Origin of the sequence: Pseudomonas sp. M2, assembly GCF_015751845.1 — a bacterium.
Taxonomy (GTDB): Bacteria; Pseudomonadota; Gammaproteobacteria; order Pseudomonadales; family Pseudomonadaceae; genus Aquipseudomonas; species Aquipseudomonas putida_E.
Genome location: NZ_JADOUD010000001.1, coordinates 2,976,856 through 3,003,369 on the forward strand (window position 1 = coordinate 2,976,856; position 26,514 = coordinate 3,003,369).

The window sequence follows — 26,514 nt, forward strand, 5'->3', positions numbered from 1 at the left end:
AGTATACGGCGCGCTGCCAGTACGCGGCAAAGCGTCGCGTAGATGCCGTCAAGCTGTCGGACTGATAGAATCGCCGCCGGTTCACACGAGGTTAATCCATGCACGACACCCACAACGAGCGCATGAGTGGCAGCGAAACGCGCGCCGCTGGCGGCCTGGCCCTGGTCTTTGCCTTTCGTATGCTGGGCATGTTCATGGTCCTGCCGGTGCTGGCCACTTACGGCATGGACATGGCCGGCGCCACGCCCGCGCTGATCGGCCTGGCCATCGGTGCCTATGGCCTGACCCAGGCGTTTTTTCAGATCCCGTTCGGGATGATTTCCGACCGCATCGGGCGACGTCCGGTGATCTATCTGGGCCTGGTGATCTTCGCCCTGGGCAGTGTGCTGGCGGCTCAAGCCGACTCCATCTGGGGCGTGATTGCCGGGCGCATTCTGCAAGGCGCCGGGGCAATTTCTGCTGCAGTCATGGCGCTGCTGTCCGACCTGACCCGCGAGCAGCACCGTACCAAGGCCATGGCCATGATCGGCATGAGCATCGGCCTGTCGTTCGCCGTGGCGATGGTCGTCGGCCCGCTTCTCACCAGCGCCTTCGGCCTGTCAGGATTGTTCCTCGCCACGGCAGGACTTGCCCTGGTCGGCATTTTGCTGATCGCTTTTGTCGTGCCCAACACCCACAGCACTTTGCAGCACCGCGAGTCGGGTGTGGCGCGCCAGGCGCTCGGCCCAACCCTGCGCCATCCGGACCTTCTGCGCCTGGACACCGGTATCTTCATCCTCCACGCGATCCTCATGGCGAGCTTCGTCGCGCTGCCTCTGGCCTTCGTCGAGCGCGGCGGCTTGCCCAAGGAAGAGCATTGGTGGGTATACCTGACCGCGCTGTTCATCTCATTTTTTGCAATGGTCCCGTTCATCATCTATGGCGAAAAAAAGCGCAAGATGAAACGCGTATTGGCTGGAGCGGTCAGTGTGTTGCTGCTGGTGGAGGTGTTCTTCTGGCAGTGGGCTGACAACTTGCGCGGACTGGTGATTGGCACCGTGGTATTCTTTACTGCATTCAACCTGCTGGAGGCATCGCTGCCGTCGCTGGTTAGCAAGGTGTCGCCTGCTGGCGGCAAGGGGACGGCGATGGGGGTGTATTCCACCAGCCAGTTCCTTGGCGCAGCGCTGGGTGGAATCCTTGGTGGCTGGCTGTTCCAGCACGGTGGGCTGAACACGGTGTTCCTCGGTTGCGCGGTGCTGTGTGCCGTATGGCTGGTGGTCGCGTTGCGCATGAACGAGCCGCCTTATGTGACCAGCCTGCGCATGCCACTGACGCCTGAGGCAGTCCGGGAAGCCGGCCTGACCGAGCGCCTGATGGCCGTGCCGGGTGTGACCGACGCCGTTGTGGTGGCAGAAGAAGCTGCCATCTATATCAAACTGGATACGAAAATTTTGGACCGTGCGACCCTCGAGCGTCTGGTGAACCCAGCCTCATCGGCGTGCGAAGCCTAGGAGAACGTTATGGCCCGTGGGGTTAACAAAGTCATTCTGGTCGGCACCTGTGGCCAGGATCCCGAAGTCCGCTACCTGCCCAACGGTAACGCCGTGACCAACCTGAGCCTGGCTACCAGCGAGCAGTGGACCGACAAGCAGTCGGGCCAAAAGGTCGAGCGTACCGAGTGGCACCGTGTGTCGATGTTCGGCAAGGTTGCTGAAATCGCTGGCGAATACCTGCGCAAGGGTTCGCAAGTGTACATCGAAGGCAAGCTGCAGACCCGCGAGTGGGAAAAAGACGGCATCAAGCGTTACACCACCGAAATCATCGTCGACATGCAGGGCACCATGCAGCTGCTTGGTGGGCGTCCGCAGAACCAACAAGGTGGCGGCGACCAGTACAACCAGGGTGGTGGTAACAACTACAACCAGGGTGGCCAGCAGCAACAGTACAACCAGGCCCCACCGCGTCAGCAGGCCCCGCGCCCGCAACAGGCCCAGCAGCGCCCAGCGCCGCAACAGCCCGCGCCGCAGCCGGCTGCTGACTTTGACAGCTTTGATGACGATATTCCGTTCTAGAGCAACTCCAGGCCTGTAAGACGTCCCGCTTCATCGAAAACCCAGGGCATTTGCCCTGGGTTTTTTTTGGGAGGCTTCACGGATGGCCGGGAAGATCGGGAAGTATATGCCAAGGGCTTTTCACTGCGCCCCTGAGATCGTTGATCCCAGGGCCGGCCTGCGTTTGCCCCCGAGCCTGCGAGTAGTGGGTTTTCGGATGCGCCCATCCAACGCTTTGATTCGACGATTGCAGTGACTGCCTGACGGGCACGCCGGCAAGCCGGCCACAGGGTAGGCGCATTGTCGAAACACTGGCGCAAGCCCTGTGGGTGCAGGTTTACCCGCGAAGAAACCAGCGCCTACCTCAAGGCCTGCGTTCGAAGTTCTTCGCCGCTGCCGCCGCCAGGTCCGGTGGCAGGAAGTCCTTGTCCGGGTTGTAGTCCGCCTTCAGGTACCGCTTGAGGTCCACCAGGTCCTGTGGGCTCAAGGTGCCGGCTGCCTGCTTCAGGCTCAGGTTGTCGAGAATGTAGTCGTACCGGCTGTTGTTGTAGTCGCGAACCGAGGTGTACAGCTGGCGCTGGGCATCGAGCACGTCGACGATGTTGCGGGTACCGACCTGGTAACCGATCTCGGTGGCTTCCAGCGCGCTCTGGTTGGAAATGATCGACTGCTTGCGCGCTTGCACCTGTTCCACATCGGTATTCACGGCACGGTGCAGGTTGCGTGTGTTCTCCACCACCTGGCGGCGCAGGCTCTCGCGTTGTTGCTCGCTCTGGCTCAGGCGCTGGTATGCCTCGCGTACCTGCGAGCTGGTCAGGCCGCCGCTGTAGATCGGAATGTTCAGTTGCAGGCCGATGCTGGTCTGCTCCACGTCACCGCTATAGCGCACGCCCAGTTGCGAAGGGTTGGTGAAGCCCAGGCTGTCGTTGTCGCCTTTCTGGTACTTGGCTACCGCATCCAGTGTCGGGGCGTGGCCGGCCTTGCGCTGGCGCAGGGTTTCTTCGGCGGCATCGACTGCGTAGTTGGTTGCCAGCAGGTTGAGGTTCTGCCGCCCGGCAGTCTCGACCCAGGCCTTGGCATCGTTGGGCGTGGGCACCTGTATGGGCAAGGTGTGGACAACGCCCTGGATCGACGTGTATTCGCGGTTGGTGAGGGTCACCAATGCCTCGAAGGCATCCTGCACCTGGCGTTCGGCGATGATCCGGTTGGCCCGGGCGGTGTCATAGCTGGCCTGGGATTGCAGTACGTCGGTCTTGTCGGACAGGCCGACATCGAAACGTTCGTTGGACTGGTCGAGTTGGCGCTTGAAAGCCGATTCTTCGGCCTTGGTGGCTGCAAGGTTGTCCTGGGCCCGCAGCACGGCAAAGTAGCTTTGCGCGGTCTGCAGGATCAGATTCTGTTCGGTGGCAGACAACTCCAGCGCTGCCTGCTCATTGACAGCTTCGGCGGCCTGCAACTGGAACCAGCGGTCGGCGCGGAAGACAGGTTGCGCCAGGGTGGCGCTCCAGGCGTTGCCGCTGCGGTTGGAGGTGATCGAGGGTTCGTCGAGCTTGGTGCGGGTGTTCATCATTTCGGCACCTGCCGACAGGTTGGGCAGCAGGCCGGCGCGGGCCTGGGGCACCACTTCGCGGCGCGCGCCATAATCGGCGCGGGCGGCGGCAAGATCGGCGTTGTTGTCGACCGCTTCCTGGTAGACGCTGACCAGGTCAGTCTTGACCGTCATGGGCACATCCGCTGCCCAGGCCACTCCGTTGGACGCACAAGACACGGCAATCGCCAGTGAAAGTTTGCGCAGCATAGAGGCAATCCTTGTACGAAATTTAATTACTGAACTGTTGAGTATCGAGCGTTGGGGCAGTGTAGTGCCATGCGCAACTGGCAACAATCGTTGGCTGTGCCTTTCATCATCCCCCCGTTTTACACGCTTGGCTTTGCCGGCCACTCCAGTCTAGACTGCGCACGTTCTTGTCGGGGTGCCTTGAAGCAAAGGCTGAGATCGCATAGGTGCGGATCCCGTTGAACCTGATCAGGTTAACGCCTGCGTAGGGAACAAGATTGCTCGCCTTCCCGGGGAGCCTCTTGTGCCAGGTCCGGGAATGTCGCAGCTGCAAGCAGCTCAAGGCACTCCATGTATCCGGCACTGCATGCCCGCCAAGGGGTGCGTCCGCGTCTTTCAGGTTCTCCCCGACATTCCACCGCTAGGAAGCTGTCTGGAGCCTGTGATGAGCAAACAAGAAAAAACGATCAACCTCAGCGAGTCGGCGCAAGTCGATCAGCAGTCCGTGCAACCCTTCCCGCGTTCGCGCAAGGTCTATGTCGAGGGCTCGCGCCCGGACATACGCGTGCCGATGCGCGAAATCAGCCTGCACGACACCCCCACCGACTTTGGCGGCGAAGCCAACGCGCCGGTGATGGTCTATGACACTTCCGGCCCCTACACCGATCCCGACGTCATCATCGATGTGCGCAAAGGCCTGGCCGATGTGCGTTCGGCCTGGATCGACGCCCGTGGCGATACCGAGCGCCTGGGTGGGCTGAGCTCGAACTTCGGCCAGCAGCGGCTGAACGACGCCGAACTGGCCAAGCTGCGCTTCAACCATGTGCGCAACCCGCGCCGCGCCAAGGCTGGCGCCAACGTCTCGCAGATGCACTACGCCCGCCAGGGCATCATCACCGCCGAGATGGAATACGTCGCCATCCGCGAGAACATGAAGCTGCAGGAGGCCCGCGCTGCTGGCTTGCTCAAGCAGCAGCACGCCGGCCACAGCTTCGGCGCCAACATCCCCAAAGAGATCACCGCCGAATTCGTGCGCGAGGAAATCGCCCGCGGTCGCGCGATCATCCCGGCCAACATCAACCACACGGAACTGGAGCCGATGATCATCGGCCGCAACTTCCTGGTGAAGATCAACGGCAACATCGGCAACAGCGCCCTGGGTTCCTCGATCGAGGAGGAAGTAGCCAAGCTGACCTGGGGTATTCGCTGGGGCTCGGACACGGTCATGGACCTGTCGACCGGCAAGCACATCCATGAAACCCGCGAGTGGATCATCCGCAACTCGCCGGTACCCATCGGTACCGTACCGATCTACCAGGCCCTGGAGAAGGTCGGTGGGGTTGCCGAGGACCTGACCTGGGAGCTGTTCCGCGACACGCTGATCGAGCAGGCCGAGCAGGGCGTGGACTACTTCACCATCCATGCTGGCGTGCTGCTGCGCTACGTGCCACTGACCGCCAAGCGGGTCACCGGTATCGTCAGCCGCGGCGGTTCGATCATGGCCAAGTGGTGCCTGGCGCATCACCAGGAGAATTTCCTGTACACGCATTTCGATGAGATCTGCGAAATCATGAAGGCTTACGACGTGAGCTTCTCGCTCGGTGACGGGCTACGCCCAGGCTCGATTGCCGATGCCAACGACGCTGCGCAGTTCGGTGAGCTGGAAACCCTTGGCGAGCTGACCAAGATCGCCTGGAAGCACGACGTGCAGTGCATGATCGAAGGCCCTGGCCATGTGCCGATGCAGCTGATCAAGGAGAACATGGACAAGCAGCTGGAGTGCTGCGACGAAGCGCCGTTCTACACCCTCGGCCCTTTGACCACCGACATTGCGCCTGGTTACGACCACATCACCTCGGGCATCGGTGCGGCCATGATCGGCTGGTTCGGCTGCGCCATGCTGTGCTACGTCACCCCCAAGGAGCACCTGGGCCTGCCGAACAAGGATGACGTCAAGACCGGCATCATCACTTACAAGATCGCCGCGCATGCAGCCGACCTTGCCAAGGGCCATCCGGGCGCGCAGATCCGTGACAATGCCCTGTCCAAGGCGCGTTTCGAGTTCCGCTGGGAGGACCAGTTCAACCTGGGCCTGGACCCTGACACCGCACGTGCCTTCCACGATGAAACCCTGCCGAAGGAATCGGCCAAGGTCGCGCACTTCTGCTCGATGTGCGGGCCGAAGTTCTGCTCGATGAAAATCACCCAGGAAGTACGGGAATACGCCGCCAACCTGCGCATCGATGCGGTGGATGTATCGGTTGAGGAGGGGATGCGCGAGCAGGCCGAACGGTTCCGCCAGGAAGGCAGCCAGCTGTACCACAAGGTGTAAGCCGCAGCGCTGATCTGTTGCAGGAGCGGCCTTGCCGGTGCGCCGCTCCTGCAACGACCGTGTCGATTTGTTTTCTTTTGTCGAGTAACAACAATGACAACTCCCAGCCATTTTTCCCCCGACCACCCTGTCCCCACCAGCCAACGCCCGTTCGGTGGTCGCGACCTGTTCTCGCTCTGGTTTTCCCTCGGTATCGGCCTGATGGTCCTGCAGGTCGGCGCGATGCTCGCTCCAGGCCTGGGCCTGGCCGGCGCGGTGCTGGCCATCGCCCTGGGCACCGGCGTGGGCGTGCTGCTGCTTGGGGCGGCAGGCGTGATTGGCAGCGATACGGGCCTTTGCGCCATGGCCACCCTGCGCCTGAGCCTGGGCAGCCAAGGCGTGCGCCTGCCAGCGCTGCTCAACCTGCTGCAACTGGTCGGTTGGGGCGCGTTCGAGATCATTGTCATGCGTGACGCCGCCAGCCTGCTCGGCGCGCGCACCTTCGGTGAAGGCAGTCTATGGAACAGCCCGATGTTCTGGACCCTCTGCTTCGGTGGCCTGGCTACGCTGCTCGCGGTCAGCGGGCCGCTGGCATTCGTGCGCAAGGTGCTGCGCAAATGGGGGATCTGGCTGTTGTTGGGCGCTTGCCTGTGGCTGACCTGGAACCTGTTCGCCAAGGCTGACCTGGGCGAGCTGTGGCGGCGCAGCGCAGATGGGTCGATGTCGCTGGCTGTGGGCTTCGACATCGTCATCGCCATGCCGCTGTCCTGGTTGCCATTGATCGCCGACTACTCACGTTTTGCCCGCAGCGCCAAGCGAGTGTTCGGCGGGACCGTGCTCGGTTACTTCATTGGCAATACCTGGTTGATGAGCCTTGGCGTGGCCTACACCCTGGCCTTTGCGCCGAGCGGTGAGGCCAATGCGCTGCTGCTGGCCCTGGCCGGTGCCGGGCTGGGTATTCCGTTGCTGCTGATTTTGCTGGACGAGTCGGAGAAGGCCTTTGCCGATATCCACTCGGCTGCGGTATCGACCAGTCTGCTGGTACGCCTGAAGGTCGAGTACCTGGCGTTGGGCATCGGTGTGCTATGCACCCTGATTGCCCTGCTGGCGCCGCTTGCCCAGTACGAAAACTTCCTGCTGCTGATCGGCTCGGTGTTCGCGCCGCTGTTCGGTGTGGTGCTGACGGACCACTTCGTGATCCGCCGCCGCCGCCTTCCAGCACAAATTGATGGTTTGCACTGGCAGGCGCTGCTGGCCTGGGCGGTGGGTGTGGTGGCCTATCACAGCATCGCTGCGCAAGCGCCAGAGTTCGGCGCTACCCTGCCGGCATTGTTGCTGGCGGGTGGGCTGCATGCGCTACTGAGTCTCAGCCGCGGCCGGGGAACAGTTCGGGCTTGAGCACGCCGTTCAGGCGTGGGTAGGGGATTTTCAACTCCACGTGGCCCATGGAGTAGGGCGCGATGGTATAGACCTCATATTTGACCACCACTGCGCCGTACGTCAGGGCGATGTGCGGCGACTTCTTGAATGGCCAGGTTTTGACGAACTCGGCATCCTTGTCCATGCCCACGCTGATCAACCAGGCGCGGTGCGATTCTTCTACCGTTTTCCAGAAGGTATCTTCCTGGCCCGGCACCAGCATGTCTTGCAGGGTCAGCACCTTGTCCAGCTTGCGCGAATAGTTGATGAAGCCCCGGCCTGGCATGCCATGGGCGCCGCCGCTGTCGAGGTAGCTGGACAGCTCGATGATCACCAGCCCGTCATGCTGTTCACGTACCTTGGCTTGCAGGTAGCTGCTGTTGCGTTTGTCGGCGGTGGCCAGGTATTGCTGCTCATACGCCTGCAAAGTGCTTGGTGCGGTGCCATGCTGGTTGTCTTCGGTCAGTTGCAGCAGGCGTTTTTCGACGATGCCGTCGAGCTTGGGCAGGTCCGGGAAGTGAATGGTGTCAATGTTCACCAGTGGGCAGTCACTCTCGCTGCAACCTGGCTTTACGTGCTCCCAGGCGTCGCGCTTTACCTCCAGTGGGGCACGGTAATTCGGCGCGAACAGGCTCTGGCAGGCACCGAGGGCCAAGGCCAGCACAGCCACGGCAGTCAGTTTGACAAGTGTCATGATGATCCTTGCAATACAGGGAAAAGTCGGCCTTTGACCGCCTGCGCGGCCTTCAGTTCGCCACTAAGCTAACAGAGAGAAGAGCCGCTGTCCCGACTGCGCGAACGGTTACCGGAAAGGGGTGAAACAGGCAGGCGTGCAGAGTAGGATGGCGCGAAGCAGTATTTGAGGTAATGAGGATTTCCATGTCAGACGCGTTGAATTCAGTGCCCAAGGGCTTCGACATCATCGAACGGGCCAATTGCTTCCAGGGCTTCTACAAGCTCGACAAGCTTCGCCTGCGCCATGAGCTGTTTGCCGGGGGCATGGGCCGCGAGATCAGCCGCGAACTGTTCGTGCGCCATGATGCCGTCTGCGTGCTGCCTTACGATCCACTGCGTGATGAAGTGGTGTTGATCGAGCAGTTTCGCGTCGGCGCGCTGGATAAAGTCGACAATCCCTGGCTGATCGAGATGGTTGCCGGCCTGATCGACAAGGACGAACAGCCTGAAGAGGTCGCTCATCGTGAAGCCGAAGAAGAAGCCGGTCTGACCTTCAGCGCCCTGTGGCCGATGACCCGTTATTTCCCATCGCCCGGCGGCAGTGATGAATACGTGCACCTGTTCCTTGGCCGCTGCAGCAGCGAAGGCGCCGGGGGGCTGCATGGCCTGGAAGAAGAGGGCGAAGATATCCGCGTGCGGGTCTGGTCGTTCGAAGATGCCTTGCAGGCCGTGCGCGACGGGCGCATCTGCAATGCGGCGACGATCATTGGCCTGCAATGGCTGGCGCTCAACAGAGATGAAGTACGAGGTATGTGGAAGTGAACCTGCTGCGTGAGCGTTATCGGGTCGATCTGGCCGGGCTGCAGGCAGCCTGTGAAGCCAACTACGCCCGGCTCATGCGCCTGCTTCCCGACATGCGTACCACCCAGAGTTCGCGCCGCATCGGCATGACCCAGGGCGACCAGATGCTCGGCGTGCTGGTGCTCGATGTGGTGCTGGCCTGCCCCTACACCACCACCCTGCGGGTGCGCCAGGAGCACAGCCTGCCTTGGCTACCGGTGCCCCACCTGGAGGTGCAGGTGTACCACGATGCGCGCATGGCCGAAGTGGTCAGCGCCGAGCATACCCGGCGCCTGCGCAGCATCTACCCGTACCCCAACCAGTCCATGCACCAGCCGGATGAAAAGGCCCAGCTCAATCTGTTTCTCGGGGAATGGCTGAGCCACTGCCTGGCCTGTGGTCACGAGCTGGCAAGTGTGCGCTGAAATGTGATGCCGGTCGGTTTCGACTATTTGCTCGCAACCAATCCCCCGCCATAATTCGTGCTGAATTCCCCGAGGAGACGGCCGGTGCCGCACCCAGACCCCTCTCAGGCACCCGTATGCGTGGTGCAATTGACTGACGCTCACCTGTTCGCTGACCCTGCGGGCACGCTGCTGGGGCTGCGCACGCGCGATAGCCTGCGCCATGTGATCGCCCAGGTGCGCCGCGAACAGCCGTGTGTCGATTTGCTGCTGTGCACCGGTGATCTTTCGCAGGATGGCAGTGCTGCCTCGTATCAGGCGTTCCGTGATCTGACGGGTGACTTCGCCGTACCGGCGCGCTGGTTGCCGGGTAATCATGATGAAGCCAGGGTCATGGCCGAGGTGGCGCCGGAGCTGGTGCAGGCGGTAACCGATATCGGCGCCTGGCGTATCATCATGCTCAATTCGGCGGTGCAAGGTGCGACCCATGGGCTGCTTGAGCCGGCACAGCTGTCGCTGCTCGATGATGCGCTGGTGTCGGCAGGGGGGCGCCATTGCCTGGTCTGCTGTCACCATCAACCTGTGGATATCGGCTGCGCCTGGATAGCACCGATCGGTTTGCGCAATGCTGACGAATTGTTGCGCCGGCTTGAGGGTTATCCACAGGTGAAGGCGCTGCTTTGGGGGCATATTCATCAGGAGTGGGATGAGCTGCGTGGCGGTTTGCGCCTGCTGGCCACGCCATCGACCTGCATACAGTTCGCCGCTCGTAGCGAAGACTTCAAGGTGAGCGAGGAGCAGCCGGGTTACCGGTGGTTGCGCCTGCATGCCGACGGGCGGCTGGAGACCGGGGTGCAGCGGGCCACGGACTTTGAGGTGAAGCTCGATTTTGATAGCCTGGGCTATTGAAACCAGGGGCCGCCGTGCAGCCCAAAAATTGTTGCGAAAAACCCGCCGCAGCGCCAAAACACGGCGAACACGCTACACTGCGCATCCCTGCGCCTCCACCATCGGGCGCGAAGCCAAAGATTCCGGGGGCAGCATGTCGGGTTCCATCCTCTATATCCATGGCTTGAACAGCTCACCGCTCTCCACCAAGGCGCGTCAGCTCCAGGCTGTGATGCAGCAGCTAGGTCTGTCAGGCCAGTTGCGCGTACCCGCCTTGCACCATCACCCGCGCCAGGCCATTGCACAGCTCGAAGCCGCCATCGCCGAACTGGGGGCGCCCCTGCTGGTCGGCAGTTCGCTCGGCGGCTACTATGCCACCCATCTGGCCGAGCGCCATGGCCTCAACGCCCTGCTGATCAACCCGGCGGTCACCCCGCACAAACTGTTCGACGGCTACCTGGGCACCCAGCGCAACCACTACAGCGGCGAAACCTGGGAACTGACCCACGATCATGTCCAGGCCCTCGCTGAACTGGAAGTGCCGGCCCCAGCGGACGCCAGCCGCTATCAAGTGTGGTTGCAGACCGCCGATGAAACCCTGGACTATCGACACGCCGAGCGTTATTACCGGGCGTGCGCGTTGCGTATCCAGGCCGGTGGCGACCATGGCTACCAGGGTTTTGCCGAGCAGATACCAGCCCTGCTTGCCTTCGCCGGAGTTGCCCGGGGGCAGTATGCGGCGCTCGATTTTTCTGTATTTTGATTTTTTCGCATTCACCAGACTGACGACGAGAACCCATGGCCAATCCCAGCGCTAGCGCCTATAACGCAGACGCCATCGAAGTCCTCTCGGGCCTTGACCCGGTCCGTAAACGGCCGGGCATGTACACCGATACCAGCCGGCCGAACCACCTGGCCCAGGAAGTCATCGACAACAGTGTCGACGAAGCCCTGGCTGGCCACGCCCGTTCGGTGCAGGTCATCCTGCATGCCGACCACTCGCTGGAGGTCAGCGACGATGGCCGCGGCATGCCGGTGGATATCCATCCGGAAGAGGGTGTATCGGGGGTCGAGCTGATCCTCACCAAGCTGCACGCCGGCGGCAAGTTCTCCAACAAGAACTACCAGTTCTCCGGGGGCCTGCACGGCGTCGGCATCTCGGTGGTCAATGCCCTGTCGACCCAGGTGCGCGTGCGCGTCAAGCGGGACGGCAATGAATACCAGATGACCTTCGCCGATGGCTTCAAGGCCAGCGAGCTGGAGGTGGTCGGTACGGTCGGCAAACGCAACACCGGCACCAGTGTGTACTTCAGCCCCGACCCGAAGTATTTCGATTCTCCCAAGTTTTCCATCAGCCGCCTCAAGCACGTGCTCAAGGCCAAGGCCGTATTGTGCCCGGGCCTGTTGGTCAGCTTCGAGGACAAGGCCAGCGGCGAGAAGGTCGAATGGCACTACGAGGATGGCCTGCGTTCCTACCTGGTCGACTCGGTCAGCGAGTTCCAGCGCCTGCCGGACGAGCCCTTCTGCGGCAGCCTGGCCGGTAACAAGGAAGCCGTGGACTGGGCCTTGCTGTGGCTGCCAGAAGGTGGTGACAGTGTTCAGGAAAGCTACGTCAACCTGATCCCCACCGCCCAGGGCGGTACCCACGTCAATGGCCTGCGTCAGGGGCTGCTCGATGCCATGCGCGAGTTCTGCGAGTTCCGCAACCTGCTGCCGCGTGGGGTCAAGCTGGCGCCCGAAGACGTCTGGGAACGCATCACTTTCGTGCTCTCGATGAAAATGCAGGAGCCACAGTTCTCTGGGCAGACCAAAGAGCGCCTGTCGTCCCGCGAGGCTGCGGCATTCGTTTCGGGCGTGGTCAAGGATGCCTTCAGCCTGTGGCTCAATGCACACCCCGAGCTGGGCATGCAACTGGCGGAACTGGCCATCAGCAACGCCGGCCGCCGCCTCAAGGCCAGCAAGAAAGTCGAGCGCAAGCGCGTCACTCAGGGCCCTGCGCTGCCGGGCAAGCTGGCCGACTGCGCAGGCCAGGACCCAATGCGGGCCGAGCTGTTCCTGGTCGAGGGTGATTCGGCCGGTGGCTCTGCCAAGCAGGCTCGTGACAAGGAATTCCAGGCGATCCTGCCGCTGCGCGGCAAAATCCTCAATACCTGGGAAGTGGACGGTGGCGAGGTACTGGCCAGCCAGGAAGTGCACAACATCGCCGTGGCCATCGGTGTCGACCCGGGCGCTGCCGACCTGTCGCAACTGCGCTACGGCAAGATCTGCATCCTTGCCGACGCCGACTCCGACGGCCTGCACATCGCGACCCTGCTGTGCGCGCTGTTCGTCCAGCACTTCCGTCCGTTGGTCGAAGCAGGCCACGTCTATGTCGCCATGCCGCCGCTGTACCGTATCGACCTTGGCAAGGAAATCTACTACGCCCTCGACGAGGCTGAACGCGACGGCATTCTCGACCGCCTGGTGGCCGAGAAAAAGCGTGGCAAGCCACAGGTCACCCGCTTCAAGGGGCTGGGCGAGATGAACCCGCCGCAATTGCGCGAAACCACCATGGACCCGAACACCCGGCGCCTGGTCCAGCTGACACTGGATGACCTGCAGGGTACTACCGAAATCATGGATATGCTGCTGGCCAAGAAACGCGCGGGCGATCGCAAGAACTGGCTGGAGACCAAAGGCAATCTGGCCGAGGTTCTGGTTTGATTCGTCTGTTTGTCGCGGTTTTATTGACGCTGGTTACTCTGCCGAGCCTGGCAGCCGACTGGCCGGAGCTGAAGCTGGCATCCGAGCATCCGATTGACGGCATGCGCGGCGGCAATCTGTCCGGGCTGGCTTTTTGCCGGGGTGCGCTGTGGGGTGTTTCAGACCGTGATGATGACCGTATCTACCGCTTCGACCAGCACAATGAGGTGTGGCGCGCCCAGCCTTTGACTTTTTCCCCGCCCCCGGTACCGGAGAGCGGGTTGCCCTGGGGGCTGAAGTCGCGCAACTGGGCGGTGTCGTACATTCGTGGTGGCCAGTTTGATTACGAAGGTATCACTTGCGATCAGGCCGGTAATATCTACCTGGTCAGCGAAGCGCATGTGGCCGTGTTGCAACTGCCGGTCGTAGGCGCGCCTGCCTGGCTCAGGGTTGACCCGGCGATGATGCGCCAGGCCAGGGCCACTGGCATGCTGCTGAACTTCAATGCCCTGTTCGAAGGCCTGGCGATCAACCCTGCCGGTGACCGCCTGTGGCTTGCGGCCGAGCGTGAGCGCCGCGGCTTGGTAAAGATAGAGCGCCAGCAGTCGGTATGGACGTGCGGACGCACTTGCGTACTGCTCAGTGAAGCCGGGGTCGAGATGCAACCGCCTCAAATGCCCAATGCCCGTGCGCTTTCGCGTGATTTCGCCGACCTGGCCTGGTTCGAGGGCAAGCTGTTCACCCTCGAACGTAATGCATACCGTGTGTGCCGACGCCATGCCGACAGCGGTGAGGTCGAGCGCTGCTGGTCGTTCGCAGCCGATGCTCTGGTACCCGAGCGACGCTATGATCAGCCGTTCGGCCTGGCCGAAGCGCTGGTCATCGATACCAAGGGCGCATGGATCGGTCTTGACAACAACAACGCTGACCGCGCCGATGGTGAAAGCCGGCCGGTCGTCTGGCGCTTCGCCGCGCCGCAGGGCGGTTGGAGCACCACACCATGAGCCAGCCACCGGGCAAGCGTGCGGGCAGGGTACTGATGATCGTCGCCTGGGCGGCGGCGATGTTCCTGGCTACGCGCTTTTTCGGTGAATGGGAGGCGCGCGAGCGCAACCCCAATACCCAGGTGCAGTCCGAGCACGGCGAAGGCTTCATCGAAGTGCGCCTGCTGGGCAATGGCCAGGGCCATTTCGTGGCAGATGGCGCGATCAACGGCAAGGCTGTGCATTTCATGCTCGATACCGGAGCCACCGACGTGGCGATCCCCGAGGCGCTGGCCCGTGACCTGAGCCTGCAACGTGGCAGCCCGGTCATCCTCAGCACCGCCAACGGTCGCACCGAAGGTTACCGCACGCGACTGGACAGCCTGCAACTGGGGGACATCCGCCTGCAGGGCGTGCGCGCCCTGGTGGTGCCGGGGCTGGATGGGCAGACGGTGCTGCTCGGCATGAGCGCTCTGAAACAACTTGAATTTACCCAGCGCGGCGGCACCATGCTGCTGCGCCAGAACCTGAAATGACGAGGCCCGCATGAGCGACTCACTGGAACTCAGCCTCGACGGCGTCGAACGCCGTTCGCTGGCTGACTTCACCGAACAGGCCTACCTCAACTATTCCATGTACGTGATCATGGATCGGGCCTTGCCGCACATCGGCGACGGCCTCAAGCCTGTGCAACGACGCATCGTCTATGCCATGAGCGAGTTGGGGCTCGATGCCGATGCCAAGCACAAGAAGTCGGCGCGTACCGTCGGCGACGTGCTCGGTAAATTCCACCCCCACGGCGATTCGGCCTGCTACGAAGCCATGGTGCTGATGGCGCAGCCGTTCAGCTACCGCTACACGCTGGTCGATGGCCAGGGTAACTGGGGTGCGCCGGACGATCCGAAGTCGTTCGCGGCGATGCGTTACACCGAAGCGCGCCTGTCGCGCTACTCCGAGGTGCTGCTCGGTGAGCTGGGCCAGGGTACCGTGGACTGGGTGCCCAACTTCGACGGTACCCTGCAGGAGCCTGCAGTATTGCCGGCACGGCTGCCGAACATCCTGCTAAACGGCACCACCGGTATTGCCGTCGGCATGGCCACCGACGTGCCGCCACATAACCTGCGCGAAGTGGCCAGTGCCTGTGTGCGCCTGCTCGACGAGCCCAAGGCCACCCTTGAGCAACTGTGTGAACACATCCAGGGGCCGGACTACCCGACCGAAGCTGAAATCATCACGCCGCGTGCCGAGATCCTCAAGATCTACGAAAGCGGCCGCGGTTCGATCCGTATGCGCGCCGTATACCGGGTCGAGGACGGCGACATTGTCGTCACTGCGTTGCCGCACCAGGTCTCCGGGGCCAAGGTGCTGGAGCAGATCGCCGCGCAGATGCAGGCGAAGAAGCTGCCGATGGTCGCTGACCTGCGTGACGAGTCGGACCATGAAAACCCCTGCCGTATCGTGATCATCCCACGCTCCAATCGGGTGGATGCCGATGAACTGATGCAGCACCTGTTCGCCACTACCGAGCTGGAAAGCAGCTATCGGGTCAACGTCAACATCATCGGCCTGGATGGCCGGCCGCAGCTCAAGAACCTGCGTGCCTTGCTCCTGGAGTGGCTGCAGTACCGTATCGGTACCGTTCGTCGCCGCCTGCAGCATCGCCTGGAGAAGGTCGAGAGGCGCCTGCACCTGTTGGAAGGCTTGCTCACTGCATTCCTCAACCTCGATGAAGTCATCCACATCATCCGTACCGAGGAGCATCCCAAGCAGGCATTGATCGCTCGTTTCGACCTCACCGAAATCCAGGCCGACTACATCCTCGAGACGCGCCTGCGCCAGCTGGCCCGTCTGGAGGAGATGAAAATCCGCGGTGAGCAGGACGAACTGCTCAAGGAACAGGCCAAGCTGCTGGCCCTGCTCGGCAGCGATGCCAAGCTACGCAAGCTGGTGCGCAGCGAACTGATCAAGGATGCGGAAACTTACGGCGACGACCGCCGGTCGCCGATCGTCGCGCGCGCCGAAGCCAAGGCGCTGTCGGAAAACGAGCTGATGCCGACGGAGCCAGTCACGGTCGTGCTGTCGGAAAAAGGCTGGGTGCGTTGCGCCAAAGGCCACGATATCGATGCAACCGGCCTGTCGTACAAGGCCGGGGATGGCTTCAAGGCTGCAGCGGCGGGGCGTTCCAACCAGTTTGCCGTGCTCATCGACTCCACCGGGCGCAGCTACTCTGTGGCGGCGCATACCTTGCCATCGGCGCGTGGCCAGGGCGAGCCGCTGACCGGTCGCCTGACGCCGCCGCCGGGGGCTACCTTCGAGTGCGTGCTGTTGCCGGACGATGATGCGCTGTACGTGGTGGCATCGGATGCCGGTTACGGCTTTGTGGTCAAAGGTGAGGACCTGCAGGCCAAGAACAAGGCCGGCAAGGGGCTGCTCAGCCTGCCTAACGGTGCCAAGGTCATCGGTCCGCGCCCGGTGGCCAACCGTGAGCAGGACTGGCTGGCGGCAGTGACCACCGAAGGCCGCTTGCTGGTGTTCAAGGTCGCTGACCTGCCACAACTGGGCAAAGGCAAGGGCAACAAGATCATCGGTGTGCCCGGTGATCGGGTCGCCAGCCGTGAAGAATATGTTACAGATCTGGCGGTGATCCCCGAGGGCGCGACCCTTGTATTGCAAGCTGGCAAGCGTACCCTGTCTTTGAAGCCGGACGACCTTGAGCATTACAAGGGCGAGCGTGGACGGCGGGGTAGCAAGCTGCCGCGCGGGTTCCAGCGCGTTGACGGTTTGCAGGTGGAAGTTCCGGCGTAACCGGTAGAAATGTCTGGGGCGGCAATTTCAGCGCCGTTCCAGGCAGAAATGCTGGAGTCGGACCGACATTTCGCGGATGATAGTGCCCTTGTGGTGCCGGCGTGGCCGTGTGCCCGATTGAATCTATATCAGTATCAATGCGGTTAGCCTGGTGGCGACCGCCTGGATGGGATGAATGAAATTTCTGCGCCTTCCATTTGCGCTATTGATGACGGGCCTGCTGGGGCTGAGCGGATGCAGCATGCATCAGCCGGTTGCCCTGTATCAGCTCGACAGCGGTGATCCTGGCCAGCCCTCGCAGAGTGCGGGCATGGCCGTGGTGCTCGGCCCGGTATCGGTTGCCGATTACCTGCAGCGTGAAACCTTTTTGCAGCGCCAGGCTGATGGCAGCCTGAGTTCGGCGACGGACGGTCGTTGGGCCGGTAGCCTGTCGGCAGACATCGATCAACTGTTGGTGCGTCAGCTGGCCTGGCGCCTGGACAGCCAACGGGTCGTTCTGGCGCCGGCCAGCAGTGGCTTCTCGCCTGACGTACAGGTATTGCTGTCGATCACCCGTCTGGACTCGGGCAAGAACCAGCCGGCCATCCTCGACGCGCAATGGCGTTTGCTGGACCGTCGCGGCAATGTGCGCGACAACCGTATCGTTCACCTCGAGCAGCCGCACGAAGGCAGCGAGTCGTCGCAGGTGCAGGCTCAGGGGCAGTTGTTGCAGAAGCTGGCAGAGCAGTTGAGCGCTGCAGTCAAACCCTTGGCCAACCAGCCAGCGATTGCCGAAGAGTCGCGCAAAAAACCTGCAGCACCGGTTCAGGTCAAGAAAACACCGGAGAAGTCGAAGATCCCCATGGCTTCCCCTATCCGGACCGATATGGAAGTTTATCGGTTCTGATGTTTGCCCCAGATACAGAAAAGCCCGCACATGTGCGGGCTTTTTTGTGGGTGTCAGAGCAGGGGGCTCGATATCAGACCCTGCGCTCGTGCATCCGCGCCAACTGTCGCTCCAGCATCGAGGGGTAAGGCTCCATCAAGCGCTCGACACAGCAGGCGCCTTCAGGGCTGGCAATCGGCCGAATCCGCGCACGCTGGCGAATCAGCGAGTCATCACTGATCTGCCGCTCCACCAGCAGTAGGTTGCGGCTGTGCTGGGAAAGAGCCAGGGCGTCCTGGGCTTTTTCGGTCATCAGCAGGTCTACCTGTTCCAGCCCATGCAGGTCATCGCCCAAGGCCAGGCCCAGTTGCAGTTGCAAGGTGATGCCGCTGTCGGCTACCTCGATCTGCAGGGCGTGGCCGAGGGCGCGCAGCAGCTCGCCGCAGCAGATTGCGTTGGTCAGGTAATCCTCGCCGCAGTCGCGGCTGTGGAACAGCACCAGAGTGCTGCCGTCGTTGAGCGTGTGGGTCTCGCCATCGTACAGCGACGCGGCCTGCTCCAGGCAGTCGCGGTAGCGTTCCAGCAGCTCGGTCAGGCGGGTGCGTGGCAGCCGGCGCAGTTGCTCCTGCGAGCCTAGCTGAACGGCCAGCACCGCAGTGCTCTGCGGCTCGTCGGAGTCGACTACGGCGGCCTTCGGCGCGCTTTCTTCGTGGTCCAGCAGGCCGGCAAAGGCTTCATCGTCGTCTTCGTCGTCTACCTGGGCGGCAACCTTGGCCCGTGGCGCGGCTTTGACCGGCGCAGGGGTATCGTGCAGGTCGTCGAAGTCGTCTTCGTCTTCGTACTCCTCCGGCTCAGGTTCCGGAGGTGGCGGCGGGGCCAGGCGGGCATGCAACTGGCGGGCAATATCGCCGATCTCATCCTGACGATCGATTGCCGGGGTGTAGGGGTGCGGGTCGCGCAACCATACGCGCAGTTGCAGCAGCGGCAGGGTGATGTGGCGGCCTTGGCGCAGGCTCAGGCTCAGCGCCAGGGCCAGCAGGATCGCGGCCAGGATGCCCATGCTCTGCAGGCTGATCAGCATCGGCTGCTGGAACTGGCTCATGTCCAGGCTGATGCGCAGTTGCCCGGCGGTCACGTCCTGGAAGGTGATCTTGGTCTGGTACAGGCCTTCGGCCTCACCCAGCAGGCTGTTGCGTGGGCGCTGCCCGGCCTCGGCCAGGATGCGGCTATCCACGCTATATATAGCCGCATGGGCCACCAGCGGGTTCTTCACCAGGTTGCCCAACAGCACGTTGAGGCTGAGGATGTCGTTGGACACCAGCAGCTCGGTCGCCGATGTGGCTGTCTGGGTGGTCAGGCTCTGGCCAAGGGCGTCAGCCTGCTCGTGCATGGCCTGCTTGAACTGCAGACCCATCACGCAGGCATAGATCACCAGCGCCAGCGCCACCAAGAAAATGTTGGTGCTGGCGATGCGCAGTGCCAGGGGAACGCGACGTTGGCGCAGGGCACGGAAGATCATGAGGAAGAAGTTGTCTGGTTTGACGGGCGTGGGCCGGTTCACAGAGCGCGGCTCTTAATGGCATGAAAGTGCGCGCAGTATAGCGACCCGAGTTTTGTCGGCAAAGTATCGTTGGCGCCCGATGGTCACGGAAAATCGGTAGAATGCGCATTTTTCATCGAAGTCGGAGCCAGGTTGTGCGCGAAATCGTTCTGATCAACATCACCGGTGAGGACCGTCCGGGTCTCACTGCCGCCATCACCGGCGTCCTGCTCCAGGGCGGTGTGAACATTCTCGACATCGGCCTGGCTGTCATGCACGGCACCCTGTCGTTCGGCATTCTGGTCGATATACCGGACAACGAAGTGGCCACCAGCCTGTTGCAAAGCGTGCAGTCCAAGGCCCATGAGCTGAATCTGCAGGCCCGCTACACGCCGATTTCCGAGTCCGATTACCAGCACTGGGCCGATGGTCAGGGCGAGGCTCGCTATATCGCTACCGTCCTCAGCCGCAAGATCACCCCGGAGCAACTGCAGAGTGTCAGCGCGGTCATCAGCCAATATGGCCTGACCATCGAGCGGATCGAGCGCCTGTCTGCACGTGTTGCCCTGGGCGCGCAGCGCGAGAAAGGCAAGGCTGCCCTGGAAATTTCCGTCCGCGGTGAGCCAAGCGATGCCCAGGCGCTGCGCGCCGACTTCTTTGCATTGTCCGAAGCGCTGAACATCGACATCGCCTTCCAGAAGGACGACCTGTTCCGTCGCAACCGCCGCCTGGCCGTGTTTGACATGGATTCGACCCTGATCGAAGCCGAAGTCATCGACGAACTGGCCAAGGCTGCAGGTGTCGGCGAGCAGGTGGCGGCGATTACCGAACGTGCAATGCGCGGCGAACTGGACTTTCGCGCCAGCTTCAAGGAGCGCATGGCGCTGCTCAAAGGCCTGGATGTTGGTGTGCTGGACCAGATCGGTGCTTCGCTGCGCCTCACCGAAGGTGCCGAGAACCTGTTCGCCGAGCTCAAGCGCATGGGCTACAAGACTGCAATCCTTTCGGGTGGCTTCACCTACTTTGCCAAGCAGGTGCAGGCACGCCTGGGCATCGATTACGTGTTCGCCAACGAGCTGGAAGTGGTCGATGGCAAGGTGACCGGCGTGGCCGTCGAGCCCATCGTCGATGCCCAGCGCAAGGCAGAACTGCTGCAGCATTTGGCGAGCGAAGAGGGCCTGCAACTGGAGCAGACCATTGCCGTAGGTGACGGTGCCAACGACCTGCCGATGCTGTCGCTGGCCGGCCTGGGCGTCGCCTTCCGCGCCAAGCCACTGGTACGTCAATCGGCCAAGCAGGCCATCTCGACTCTGGGGCTGGACGGCGTGCTGTATCTGCTGGGGCTGCGCGACCGCGACGCGCGGGGCTGACACAAGCCTCGCTGACAAAAAGGCCCTGCATGACTTCAGTCATGCAGGGCCTTTTCATTTTTTGCCAGAATCAAGCCTGCGCGGGAACCGCCAACAGCTCACCCATGCGCGTTGCCGAACCGGCACCCAGGGTTTCAGCCCACTTCACCTGCTCCGGCCCAAACAGCACGATAGCCGTAGAGCCCAGCTTGAAGCGGCCCAGTTCCGCACCCTTCTCCAGATGGATCGGCGCACGGCTGCCTTCGTCATAGCGGAAGGTTTTAAGTTCGCGCTTGGGTGGAGTGACCAGGCCGGCCCACACGGTCTCGATCGAGGCAACGATCATCGCCCCCACCAGCACGACGGCCATCGGCCCGCGCTCAGTGTCGAACAGGCACACCACACGCTCGTTGCGGGCAAACAGCTCGGGGACGTTTTCTGCGGTGGTCTGGTTAACCGAGAACAGGCGACCCGGCACATAGACCATTTCGCGCAGGGTACCGGCCAGCGGCATGTGCACGCGGTGGTAGTCCTTCGGTGACAGGTAGATGGTAGCGAATTCACCACCCATGAACGGGGCGGCCAGCGCCGGGTCGCCGCCGAGCAGCTCCAGAGCGCTGAAGCTGTGGCCCTTGGCCTGGAAGATGCGACCGTGCTCGATCGGGCCCAGCTGGCTCACAGCGCCATCGGCCGGGCACAGGATTGCCCCCGGGGTTTCATCCAGCGGGCGTGCACCCGGCTTGAGGGCGCGGGTGAAGAAGGCATTGAAGTGCTCGTAGGCGGTGAGGTCTTCGACCAGTGCCTCGTTCATGTTCACCTGGTAGCGCTTGGCGAACCAGGCGGTGAAGGCATTCTTGAACCAGCGTGAGCGGCACTCGGCGACGCAGCCGGCAAGCCGCGACAGAAGATGGTGCGGCAGCAGGTACTGGCTGATGATGAACAGACGGGATTTCATGCAGGTTCCTTAAACTTCTACAGGCGTGTCCGGGTGGTTGCCCCATTCGCTCCACGAGCCGGCATAGGCCTTGACGCGTGGATAGCCGAGGGCTTTGGCCACCAGGTAGGTAAAACCGGAGCGGCGGTGGGACTGGCAATGGGTGATCACCTCCTTGTCGGGGGTGATGCCCAGTTGCTGGAGGACTTCGGCGATGTCCTTGCGGATGCGCAGATGGTCGTTGAGGTCCATGCCGGCCGTCCATTCAAAGTTGACCGCGCCGGGTATATGGCCACCCCTGGCTGCCAGGACCTTTTCACCAGAGAATTCTTGCGGGGCGCGGGCATCCCAGATCACCAGGTCATCGGCGCCCAGGCGGCTTTGCAGGTATTCGCGAGTGGCAGTCGGTTCGCTGTGCAATTGCAGGCGTACCGGTACGGTGGCGGGCGCGGGTGCCTCCGTCGAGAGCTTGTCCGCCGGCCAGGCCTGGATGCCGCCATTGAGGTAATGGCAGGCCTTGTGGCCGATGACGTCGAGCAGCCAGATGAAGCGCCCGGCCCAGCCGCCGCCCTCATCGTCGTACACCACGTAGACCGCATCATCCCGGTGGCCGAGTTCGCTGAACAGTTTTTCCAGGTCGCCAATGGCCGGCAAAAGCCCCGGCGCGGGCGGCATGCCCAGCTGGGTACGTTTGCCTTCGACGAAGCGGGCGCCCGGGATATGACCGCTGACATAGCGGTTGGCGCTGCTCAGGTCGACCAGGATCAGCTGGGGGGAAGCCAGGCGCGCAAGCAGGTCCGCGGGCTCGATCACCAGCGGTAGTCCGGCAAAATCAGTCATCCACGGTCTCCAGTGTGGAAAGAGGGGCGATTGTAGCGCAAGGGTCAGGCATTGCGGTTGGCAAACACCGCAAGGGCGCGCTCGATACATTGCGCGGTTTTGCCGAACGCCTGGACACTGACATCGGCCAGCGGTTTGCCGCCTTGGTCGGCCACCGCCAGCATCAGTACCTGGTTGTTGACTGCCAGCGAGCGCAGCAACAGGTGTTCGCTACGGAAGAACGCACGCAATGGGGCCGGCAGCAGGGCCGCGAACTGGGCATGGTTGTCTGGTGACAGGCGCAGCTGCGCGGCCTGCCCGACCAGCTTCTGCAAAAGCTTGCTCTGCGTGACAGGCAAGGCGATGGCTGCAGCCTCCTTGGGCAAGCCGGCAGTTTGCTGCACGCGCAGGTAATCACTGGCCTTGTCCAGGGTCAGCAGCATGATGCGCTGCATGCCGCAGGCCAACAGTGCTTCGCGGGCCTGGGTGGCCAGATGCACGGTATTGGTGAACGGGCTGGGCTGTGCCAGCAGCTCCTGGCACAGCTTGCGCCAATGGCCGAGCGCCTCGCTGGAAGGCGGTGGTGGCGTCAGCATGTCCGGATGCGGGCGACGCTGTTCCCAGGGCCAGATCAAGGCCTCGGCAGGGTGGAACAAGGCATGCCTGGCGTGCCGGCGGGCACTGGCGGCGGCCTGTTGGTGAACTTGCTGTTGCACGTCCTCCAGTGTGGTCTGCAGGTACAGCGCGGTGAGCAATTGCCAGCGCAGCAGGTGCGGGTTGTCCCAGCCTACCTGTGCCGCCAGGGCCAGGTTGTTGGCCAGCAGCACGGTATTGGCCGGCTGGTTGAACCAGCGGCTCAGTGCCGGCGCCTCGTCCAGGCGGTGCTGTTGGCTGAGCAGGTCTTCGTCGCGGGCGATGCTCAGTATCTGCCCCAGCTGCTCACGCTCTTCGAGCAGCATGCGGTAACCCTGGGTTACCCATTGCGACAGGCGCCAGTGTTCAGCCATGGCTTGGCACAGTGCCAGGATGCGCACGCCAAACAGCTCGAGCTCGACCTCTTGCGCCTCTTCGCCCTTGTGGATAACCCGCAGTTCCCAGGCATCGAGCAGCTTGGGGTAGGCCAGGGCCATCGGCCATAGGGGCGAGAGGAACAGCAGGCTACCCCAGTGAATTTCCTGCCACAGCCGCGCCAGGCGGCTGGCGAACAGGCCGCTGGCTTGCTGCGAAGCATGCTGGCTGATCAGCAGGAACTGCCGCAGTACCGGCGGTATGTCGTCGTCCGGCAGCGCTGGCAGGCGGGTAAGCAATTCCCTGCTGCGCGCCAGGCCCAGCCTGTTAAGGGCGATTTCCAGGCTTTCGGCGGGTTCTGCCTGGCTGGCGTTGGCGGGATGATTGGCCTCGCGCATCACCGACAGCACCAGGGCCGGGCTGTCCTGCATCAGTTCGGCGATATCGCGAAGCGAACGGCGGCTATCGTTGATAGCGCTCATGACCCGGTCGTAACTCTGCTTCGGTACCGGAACACGAATACCGTCGAGCAGCTTTACCCAGGCCTCTAGCGTACGCGGATTCTGAGTGGGCACCTTGGATTCCATTGGCATTTTGACATCAGTCCGAACTGGCTTTTCGCTTTGAGTGGCTATAGTCTGGCGCAGTTCTGCCGATAAGTAGAAGAAGAGTTTTAAAGCTCCCGTCCCTCATCCTGACCACGACAGCAAGTGCTTTGAACCTATGGCTAAAATTATCGGCATCATCGTCGTATTCGCGAGCGTGCTCGGCGGATATGTGCTCTCCCACGGCAAGATCGCGGCACTGATCCAGCCGTTCGAAGTGCTGATCATCGGCGGTGCAGCCTTTGGCGCCTTCATGCAGGCCAACCCCGGTTACATGACCATGCATGTAATCAAGAAGTCGCTGAAGATGTTCGGCACGCGCTTCACCCATACTTTCTACCTGGAAGTGCTGGGCCTGGTGTACGAAATCCTCAACAAGAGCCGTCGCGAAGGCATGATGGCGATCGAGGGCGATATCGAGGACGCCGCGGCCAGCCCGATCTTTGCCAAATACCCAGCGGTGCTGGGTGATGAACGCATGACTGCCTTCATCTGCGACTACCTGCGCATCATGTCCACCGGCAACATGGCCCCCCACGAGCTCGAAGGCTTGTTCGACATGGAACTGTTGAGCATGAAGGAAGAGCTCGAGCACCCGTCGCATGCGGTCAACGGCATTGCCGACGGCATGCCCGGTTTCGGTATCGTCGCGGCAGTACTGGGTATCGTGGTGACCATGGCGTCTCTGGGCGAGGGCGACCAGGCCTCCATCGGCCTGCACGTCGGCGCCGCGCTGGTCGGTACCTTCTTCGGTATCCTTGCAGCCTATGGTTTCTTCGGCCCGCTGGCCAAGTGCCTGGAGCACGATGCCAAGGAAGAGCTCAACCTCTATGAGTCGATCAAGGCTTCGCTGGTCGCTTCGGCCTCTGGCATGCCACCTTCGCTGGCCGTTGAATTCGGGCGCAAGGTGCTGTATCCGAAGCATCGCCCGAGCTTTGTCGAGCTGGAACAAGCAGTTCGCGGTCGCTGAGCCATGGAAAACAATCAGCCGATAATCATCAAGCGCGTCAAGCGCTACGGTGGTGGCCACCATGGCGGCGCCTGGAAGATCGCTTTCGCTGACTTCGCCACGGCGATGATGGCGTTCTTTCTGGTGCTGTGGCTGCTGTCCACCGCAACGCCGGAGCAGAAGATCGCCATTGCCGGCTACTTCAAGGACCCGATCGGTTTCTCCGAAAGCGGTACGCCCTACGTGATCGACCTTGGCGGCTCGCCCCAGCTGGCGCCGGAAAAGACCATCAACCCGGAGGAGAAGTCCGAGCCTACGCCCGATACCAGCATTCAGCTGGACAAGGACCAGGTCGAGACCTTGGCTGAACAGGTTGAGCGAGAACGCCTCGAACTGCTGTTGCAGGAGCTGCAGAACAAGGTCGAGGAAAACCCCCAGCTGCAGAAGTTCAAGGACCAGATTCTCTTCGAGATCACTCAGGACGGCCTGCGCATCCAGATCATGGATGCCGAGAACCGGCCGATGTTCGACATCGGCAGCGCCCGCCTGCAGCCGTATTTCGAGGACATTCTGCTGGCCATGGCCGACACCATCAAGGCGGTGCCGAACAAGATCAGCGTCAGTGGTCACACCGATGCCAAGCCTTATTCGGACAGCGGCGAGTTCGGCAACTGGGAGCTGTCGGCCAATCGCGCCAATGCCGCACGGCGTGCGCTGGTTGCCGGTGGCTATCCGGATGACCAGGTCGCGCGGGTGGTGGGTTATGCGTCGTCTTCGCTGTTCGACCGCAAAGACCCGTTCAACCCGGTAAACCGCCGTATCGACATCATCGTCCTGACCAAGAAGGCCCAGCGCAACATTGAGGGTGAGCAGGGTACGTCGCCTGCACAGCCAAGCCAGCCAGCGCCGCCTGCCGGCGCTGCGCCTGATGCTTCGGCGGCACCTGCTGCGCAGGATGCACCGATGCAGCCGCGTGAACTGCGCCAGAAGCTGAACATCTTCGAGGAAGGCACCTTGAGGATGGACGAGCCCAACGACCAGTGACGCAGGGGCCGCCCAGCGGCCCCGATTCATCAGAACCCCCGCCGGATCTTGGCCTTCAGATCCGCATGAAAGAAGTCAGCATTGTCCCTGTCGGCGCAGCTTCCGCGCCCCGGCGGCAACGTCATGGCGCGGGTGAACGTGCACTCATCGTGATAGGCCCGCACAAACAGGTCGATGTGCCTGCGCTCGCGCATTACCGGCCATTTGCCAAAGCACTCAGGCAGAGCGCCGCCGTTTCTTTGATAAAAGCTGACACGCCGGCTGCTCATGACTGCAGCCCCCAGCAGCCAGGGTGTCCACCAGTCTGCGGCGGCCCATTCGGACAAAAGCCCAATCCAGTGGGTTGCATCGCTCATGTATCGACAGAAGCTGCAATACAGATCTTCGCGGGTCTGCCCTTGGCAGTCGAACAGGACCAGCTGCGCGGGAATGCTTTCGAGCAGCAAGCGTTCATTGAGGATAAAGGCGTCAAGCCGCTCTTCGTGGCGGTAAGTGATTAAAACCGGCATCGCGGTTGCCCTCCCTGATAGGAAGTCATGACCATCAGGGAAAGCTGCAGGCGGGGCAATAGATGACGGCAAAAC

Annotated in this window: 23 protein-coding genes and 1 riboswitch; of the genes, 16 read left to right on the forward strand and 7 right to left on the reverse strand. The window is 62.4% G+C overall.

Annotated features, from left to right (window positions below; translation table 11 throughout):
* The first annotated feature begins 98 nt into the window (after window positions 1-98).
* Window positions 99-1,493 carry an MFS transporter gene (locus tag IWW33_RS13835; protein ID WP_046788131.1) on the forward strand — a complete coding sequence of 465 codons (1,395 nt, stop codon included), beginning with the start codon at window positions 99-101 and terminating at the stop codon, window positions 1,491-1,493.
* A 9-nt stretch (window positions 1,494-1,502) separates the two neighbouring features.
* Entirely contained in the window at window positions 1,503-2,054 is a 552-nt protein-coding gene (locus IWW33_RS13840; RefSeq protein WP_012316509.1) for a single-stranded DNA-binding protein, read from the forward strand.
* 343 nt (window positions 2,055-2,397) lie between these two features.
* On the opposite strand, the gene IWW33_RS13845 is transcribed toward IWW33_RS13840, so the two are convergent.
* On the reverse strand, window positions 2,398-3,831 hold the full coding sequence (locus IWW33_RS13845; protein WP_115273751.1) for a TolC family outer membrane protein: 1,434 nt from the start codon (window positions 3,829-3,831) through the stop codon (window positions 2,398-2,400).
* 161 nt (window positions 3,832-3,992) lie between these two features.
* Window positions 3,993-4,099: riboswitch (TPP riboswitch) on the forward strand.
* A 156-nt stretch (window positions 4,100-4,255) separates the two neighbouring features.
* On the opposite strand from IWW33_RS13845, the gene thiC reads away from it, so the two are divergent.
* Window positions 4,256-6,142, forward strand: coding sequence for a phosphomethylpyrimidine synthase ThiC (thiC, locus tag IWW33_RS13850; protein ID WP_046788121.1), 1,887 nt, complete (start codon window positions 4,256-4,258; stop codon window positions 6,140-6,142).
* Between the two features lie 93 nt (window positions 6,143-6,235).
* Window positions 6,236-7,519 (forward strand): putative hydroxymethylpyrimidine transporter CytX, encoded by a 1,284-nt coding sequence (cytX, locus tag IWW33_RS13855; RefSeq protein WP_046788120.1) that lies wholly within the window; start codon window positions 6,236-6,238, stop codon window positions 7,517-7,519.
* Here cytX and IWW33_RS13860 read toward each other — a convergent pair.
* Window positions 7,488-8,234 carry an RsiV family protein gene (locus IWW33_RS13860; protein WP_115273752.1) on the reverse strand — a complete coding sequence of 249 codons (747 nt, stop codon included), beginning with the start codon at window positions 8,232-8,234 and terminating at the stop codon, window positions 7,488-7,490. The genes cytX and IWW33_RS13860 overlap by 32 nt on opposite strands.
* Before the next feature lie 185 nt (window positions 8,235-8,419).
* Here IWW33_RS13860 and IWW33_RS13865 point away from each other — a divergent pair, with 185 nt between their 5' ends.
* From IWW33_RS13865 to IWW33_RS13905, 9 genes are all read left to right on the forward strand, one after another.
* Window positions 8,420-9,037, forward strand: a complete 618-nt coding sequence (locus tag IWW33_RS13865; protein WP_012316503.1) for an NUDIX domain-containing protein — start codon at window positions 8,420-8,422, stop codon at window positions 9,035-9,037.
* Window positions 9,028-9,480 (forward strand): DUF1249 domain-containing protein, encoded by a 453-nt coding sequence (locus IWW33_RS13870; RefSeq protein ID WP_042111790.1) that lies wholly within the window; start codon window positions 9,028-9,030, stop codon window positions 9,478-9,480. Before IWW33_RS13865 ends, IWW33_RS13870 begins: the two co-directional genes overlap by 10 nt.
* Before the next feature lie 84 nt (window positions 9,481-9,564).
* A complete protein-coding gene (gene cpdA, locus IWW33_RS13875; RefSeq protein WP_174142036.1) occupies window positions 9,565-10,368 on the forward strand; it encodes a 3',5'-cyclic-AMP phosphodiesterase in 804 nt (267 codons plus the stop codon).
* 133 nt (window positions 10,369-10,501) lie between these two features.
* Window positions 10,502-11,110, forward strand: coding sequence for a YqiA/YcfP family alpha/beta fold hydrolase (locus tag IWW33_RS13880; RefSeq protein WP_046788117.1), 609 nt, complete (start codon window positions 10,502-10,504; stop codon window positions 11,108-11,110).
* 35 nt (window positions 11,111-11,145) lie between these two features.
* Window positions 11,146-13,050 carry a DNA topoisomerase IV subunit B gene (gene parE, locus IWW33_RS13885; RefSeq protein ID WP_012316499.1) on the forward strand — a complete coding sequence of 635 codons (1,905 nt, stop codon included), beginning with the start codon at window positions 11,146-11,148 and terminating at the stop codon, window positions 13,048-13,050.
* Window positions 13,047-14,033, forward strand: coding sequence for an esterase-like activity of phytase family protein (locus tag IWW33_RS13890; protein ID WP_115273755.1), 987 nt, complete (start codon window positions 13,047-13,049; stop codon window positions 14,031-14,033). The genes parE and IWW33_RS13890 overlap by 4 nt, the downstream gene beginning before the upstream one ends.
* Complete coding sequence (locus IWW33_RS13895) at window positions 14,030-14,548, forward strand: TIGR02281 family clan AA aspartic protease (protein ID WP_046788114.1); 519 nt, start codon at window positions 14,030-14,032, stop codon at window positions 14,546-14,548. Before IWW33_RS13890 ends, IWW33_RS13895 begins: the two co-directional genes overlap by 4 nt.
* A 10-nt stretch (window positions 14,549-14,558) precedes the next feature.
* Entirely contained in the window at window positions 14,559-16,817 is a 2,259-nt protein-coding gene (parC, locus tag IWW33_RS13900) for a DNA topoisomerase IV subunit A (RefSeq protein WP_046788113.1), read from the forward strand.
* A gap of 175 nt (window positions 16,818-16,992) precedes the next feature.
* Window positions 16,993-17,703 (forward strand): ABC-type transport auxiliary lipoprotein family protein, encoded by a 711-nt coding sequence (locus IWW33_RS13905; protein ID WP_046788112.1) that lies wholly within the window; start codon window positions 16,993-16,995, stop codon window positions 17,701-17,703.
* Between the two features lie 73 nt (window positions 17,704-17,776).
* Here the strand turns inward: IWW33_RS13905 and IWW33_RS13910 are convergent, their stop codons facing one another.
* Window positions 17,777-19,243 carry an AhpA/YtjB family protein gene (locus tag IWW33_RS13910; protein ID WP_115273757.1) on the reverse strand — a complete coding sequence of 489 codons (1,467 nt, stop codon included), beginning with the start codon at window positions 19,241-19,243 and terminating at the stop codon, window positions 17,777-17,779.
* A gap of 134 nt (window positions 19,244-19,377) precedes the next feature.
* Here IWW33_RS13910 and serB point away from each other — a divergent pair, with 134 nt between their 5' ends.
* Complete coding sequence (gene serB / locus IWW33_RS13915) at window positions 19,378-20,592, forward strand: phosphoserine phosphatase SerB (RefSeq protein ID WP_046788110.1); 1,215 nt, start codon at window positions 19,378-19,380, stop codon at window positions 20,590-20,592.
* Between the two features lie 70 nt (window positions 20,593-20,662).
* Here serB and asd read toward each other — a convergent pair whose 3' ends face one another.
* From asd to IWW33_RS13925, 3 genes are read right to left on the reverse strand one after another with little or no spacing between them, the layout of a single operon-like run.
* Window positions 20,663-21,526, reverse strand: a complete 864-nt coding sequence (gene asd, locus IWW33_RS26650) for an archaetidylserine decarboxylase (protein ID WP_046788109.1) — start codon at window positions 21,524-21,526, stop codon at window positions 20,663-20,665.
* 9 nt (window positions 21,527-21,535) lie between these two features.
* Window positions 21,536-22,345 carry a rhodanese-like domain-containing protein gene (locus IWW33_RS26655; RefSeq protein ID WP_174142035.1) on the reverse strand — a complete coding sequence of 270 codons (810 nt, stop codon included), beginning with the start codon at window positions 22,343-22,345 and terminating at the stop codon, window positions 21,536-21,538.
* A gap of 44 nt (window positions 22,346-22,389) precedes the next feature.
* Window positions 22,390-23,925 (reverse strand): HDOD domain-containing protein, encoded by a 1,536-nt coding sequence (locus tag IWW33_RS13925; protein WP_115273758.1) that lies wholly within the window; start codon window positions 23,923-23,925, stop codon window positions 22,390-22,392.
* A 130-nt stretch (window positions 23,926-24,055) separates the two neighbouring features.
* Here IWW33_RS13925 and motA point away from each other — a divergent pair, with 130 nt between their 5' ends.
* Both motA and motB read left to right on the forward strand, forming a co-directional pair.
* Complete coding sequence (gene motA / locus IWW33_RS13930) at window positions 24,056-24,907, forward strand: flagellar motor stator protein MotA (protein WP_046788106.1); 852 nt, start codon at window positions 24,056-24,058, stop codon at window positions 24,905-24,907.
* 3 nt (window positions 24,908-24,910) lie between these two features.
* Complete coding sequence (gene motB, locus IWW33_RS13935) at window positions 24,911-25,930, forward strand: flagellar motor protein MotB (protein WP_115273759.1); 1,020 nt, start codon at window positions 24,911-24,913, stop codon at window positions 25,928-25,930.
* A 29-nt stretch (window positions 25,931-25,959) separates the two neighbouring features.
* Here motB and IWW33_RS13940 read toward each other — a convergent pair whose 3' ends face one another.
* On the reverse strand, window positions 25,960-26,439 hold the full coding sequence (locus IWW33_RS13940) for a molecular chaperone Tir (protein WP_115273760.1): 480 nt from the start codon (window positions 26,437-26,439) through the stop codon (window positions 25,960-25,962).
* Window positions 26,440-26,514: the final 75 nt, after the last annotated feature.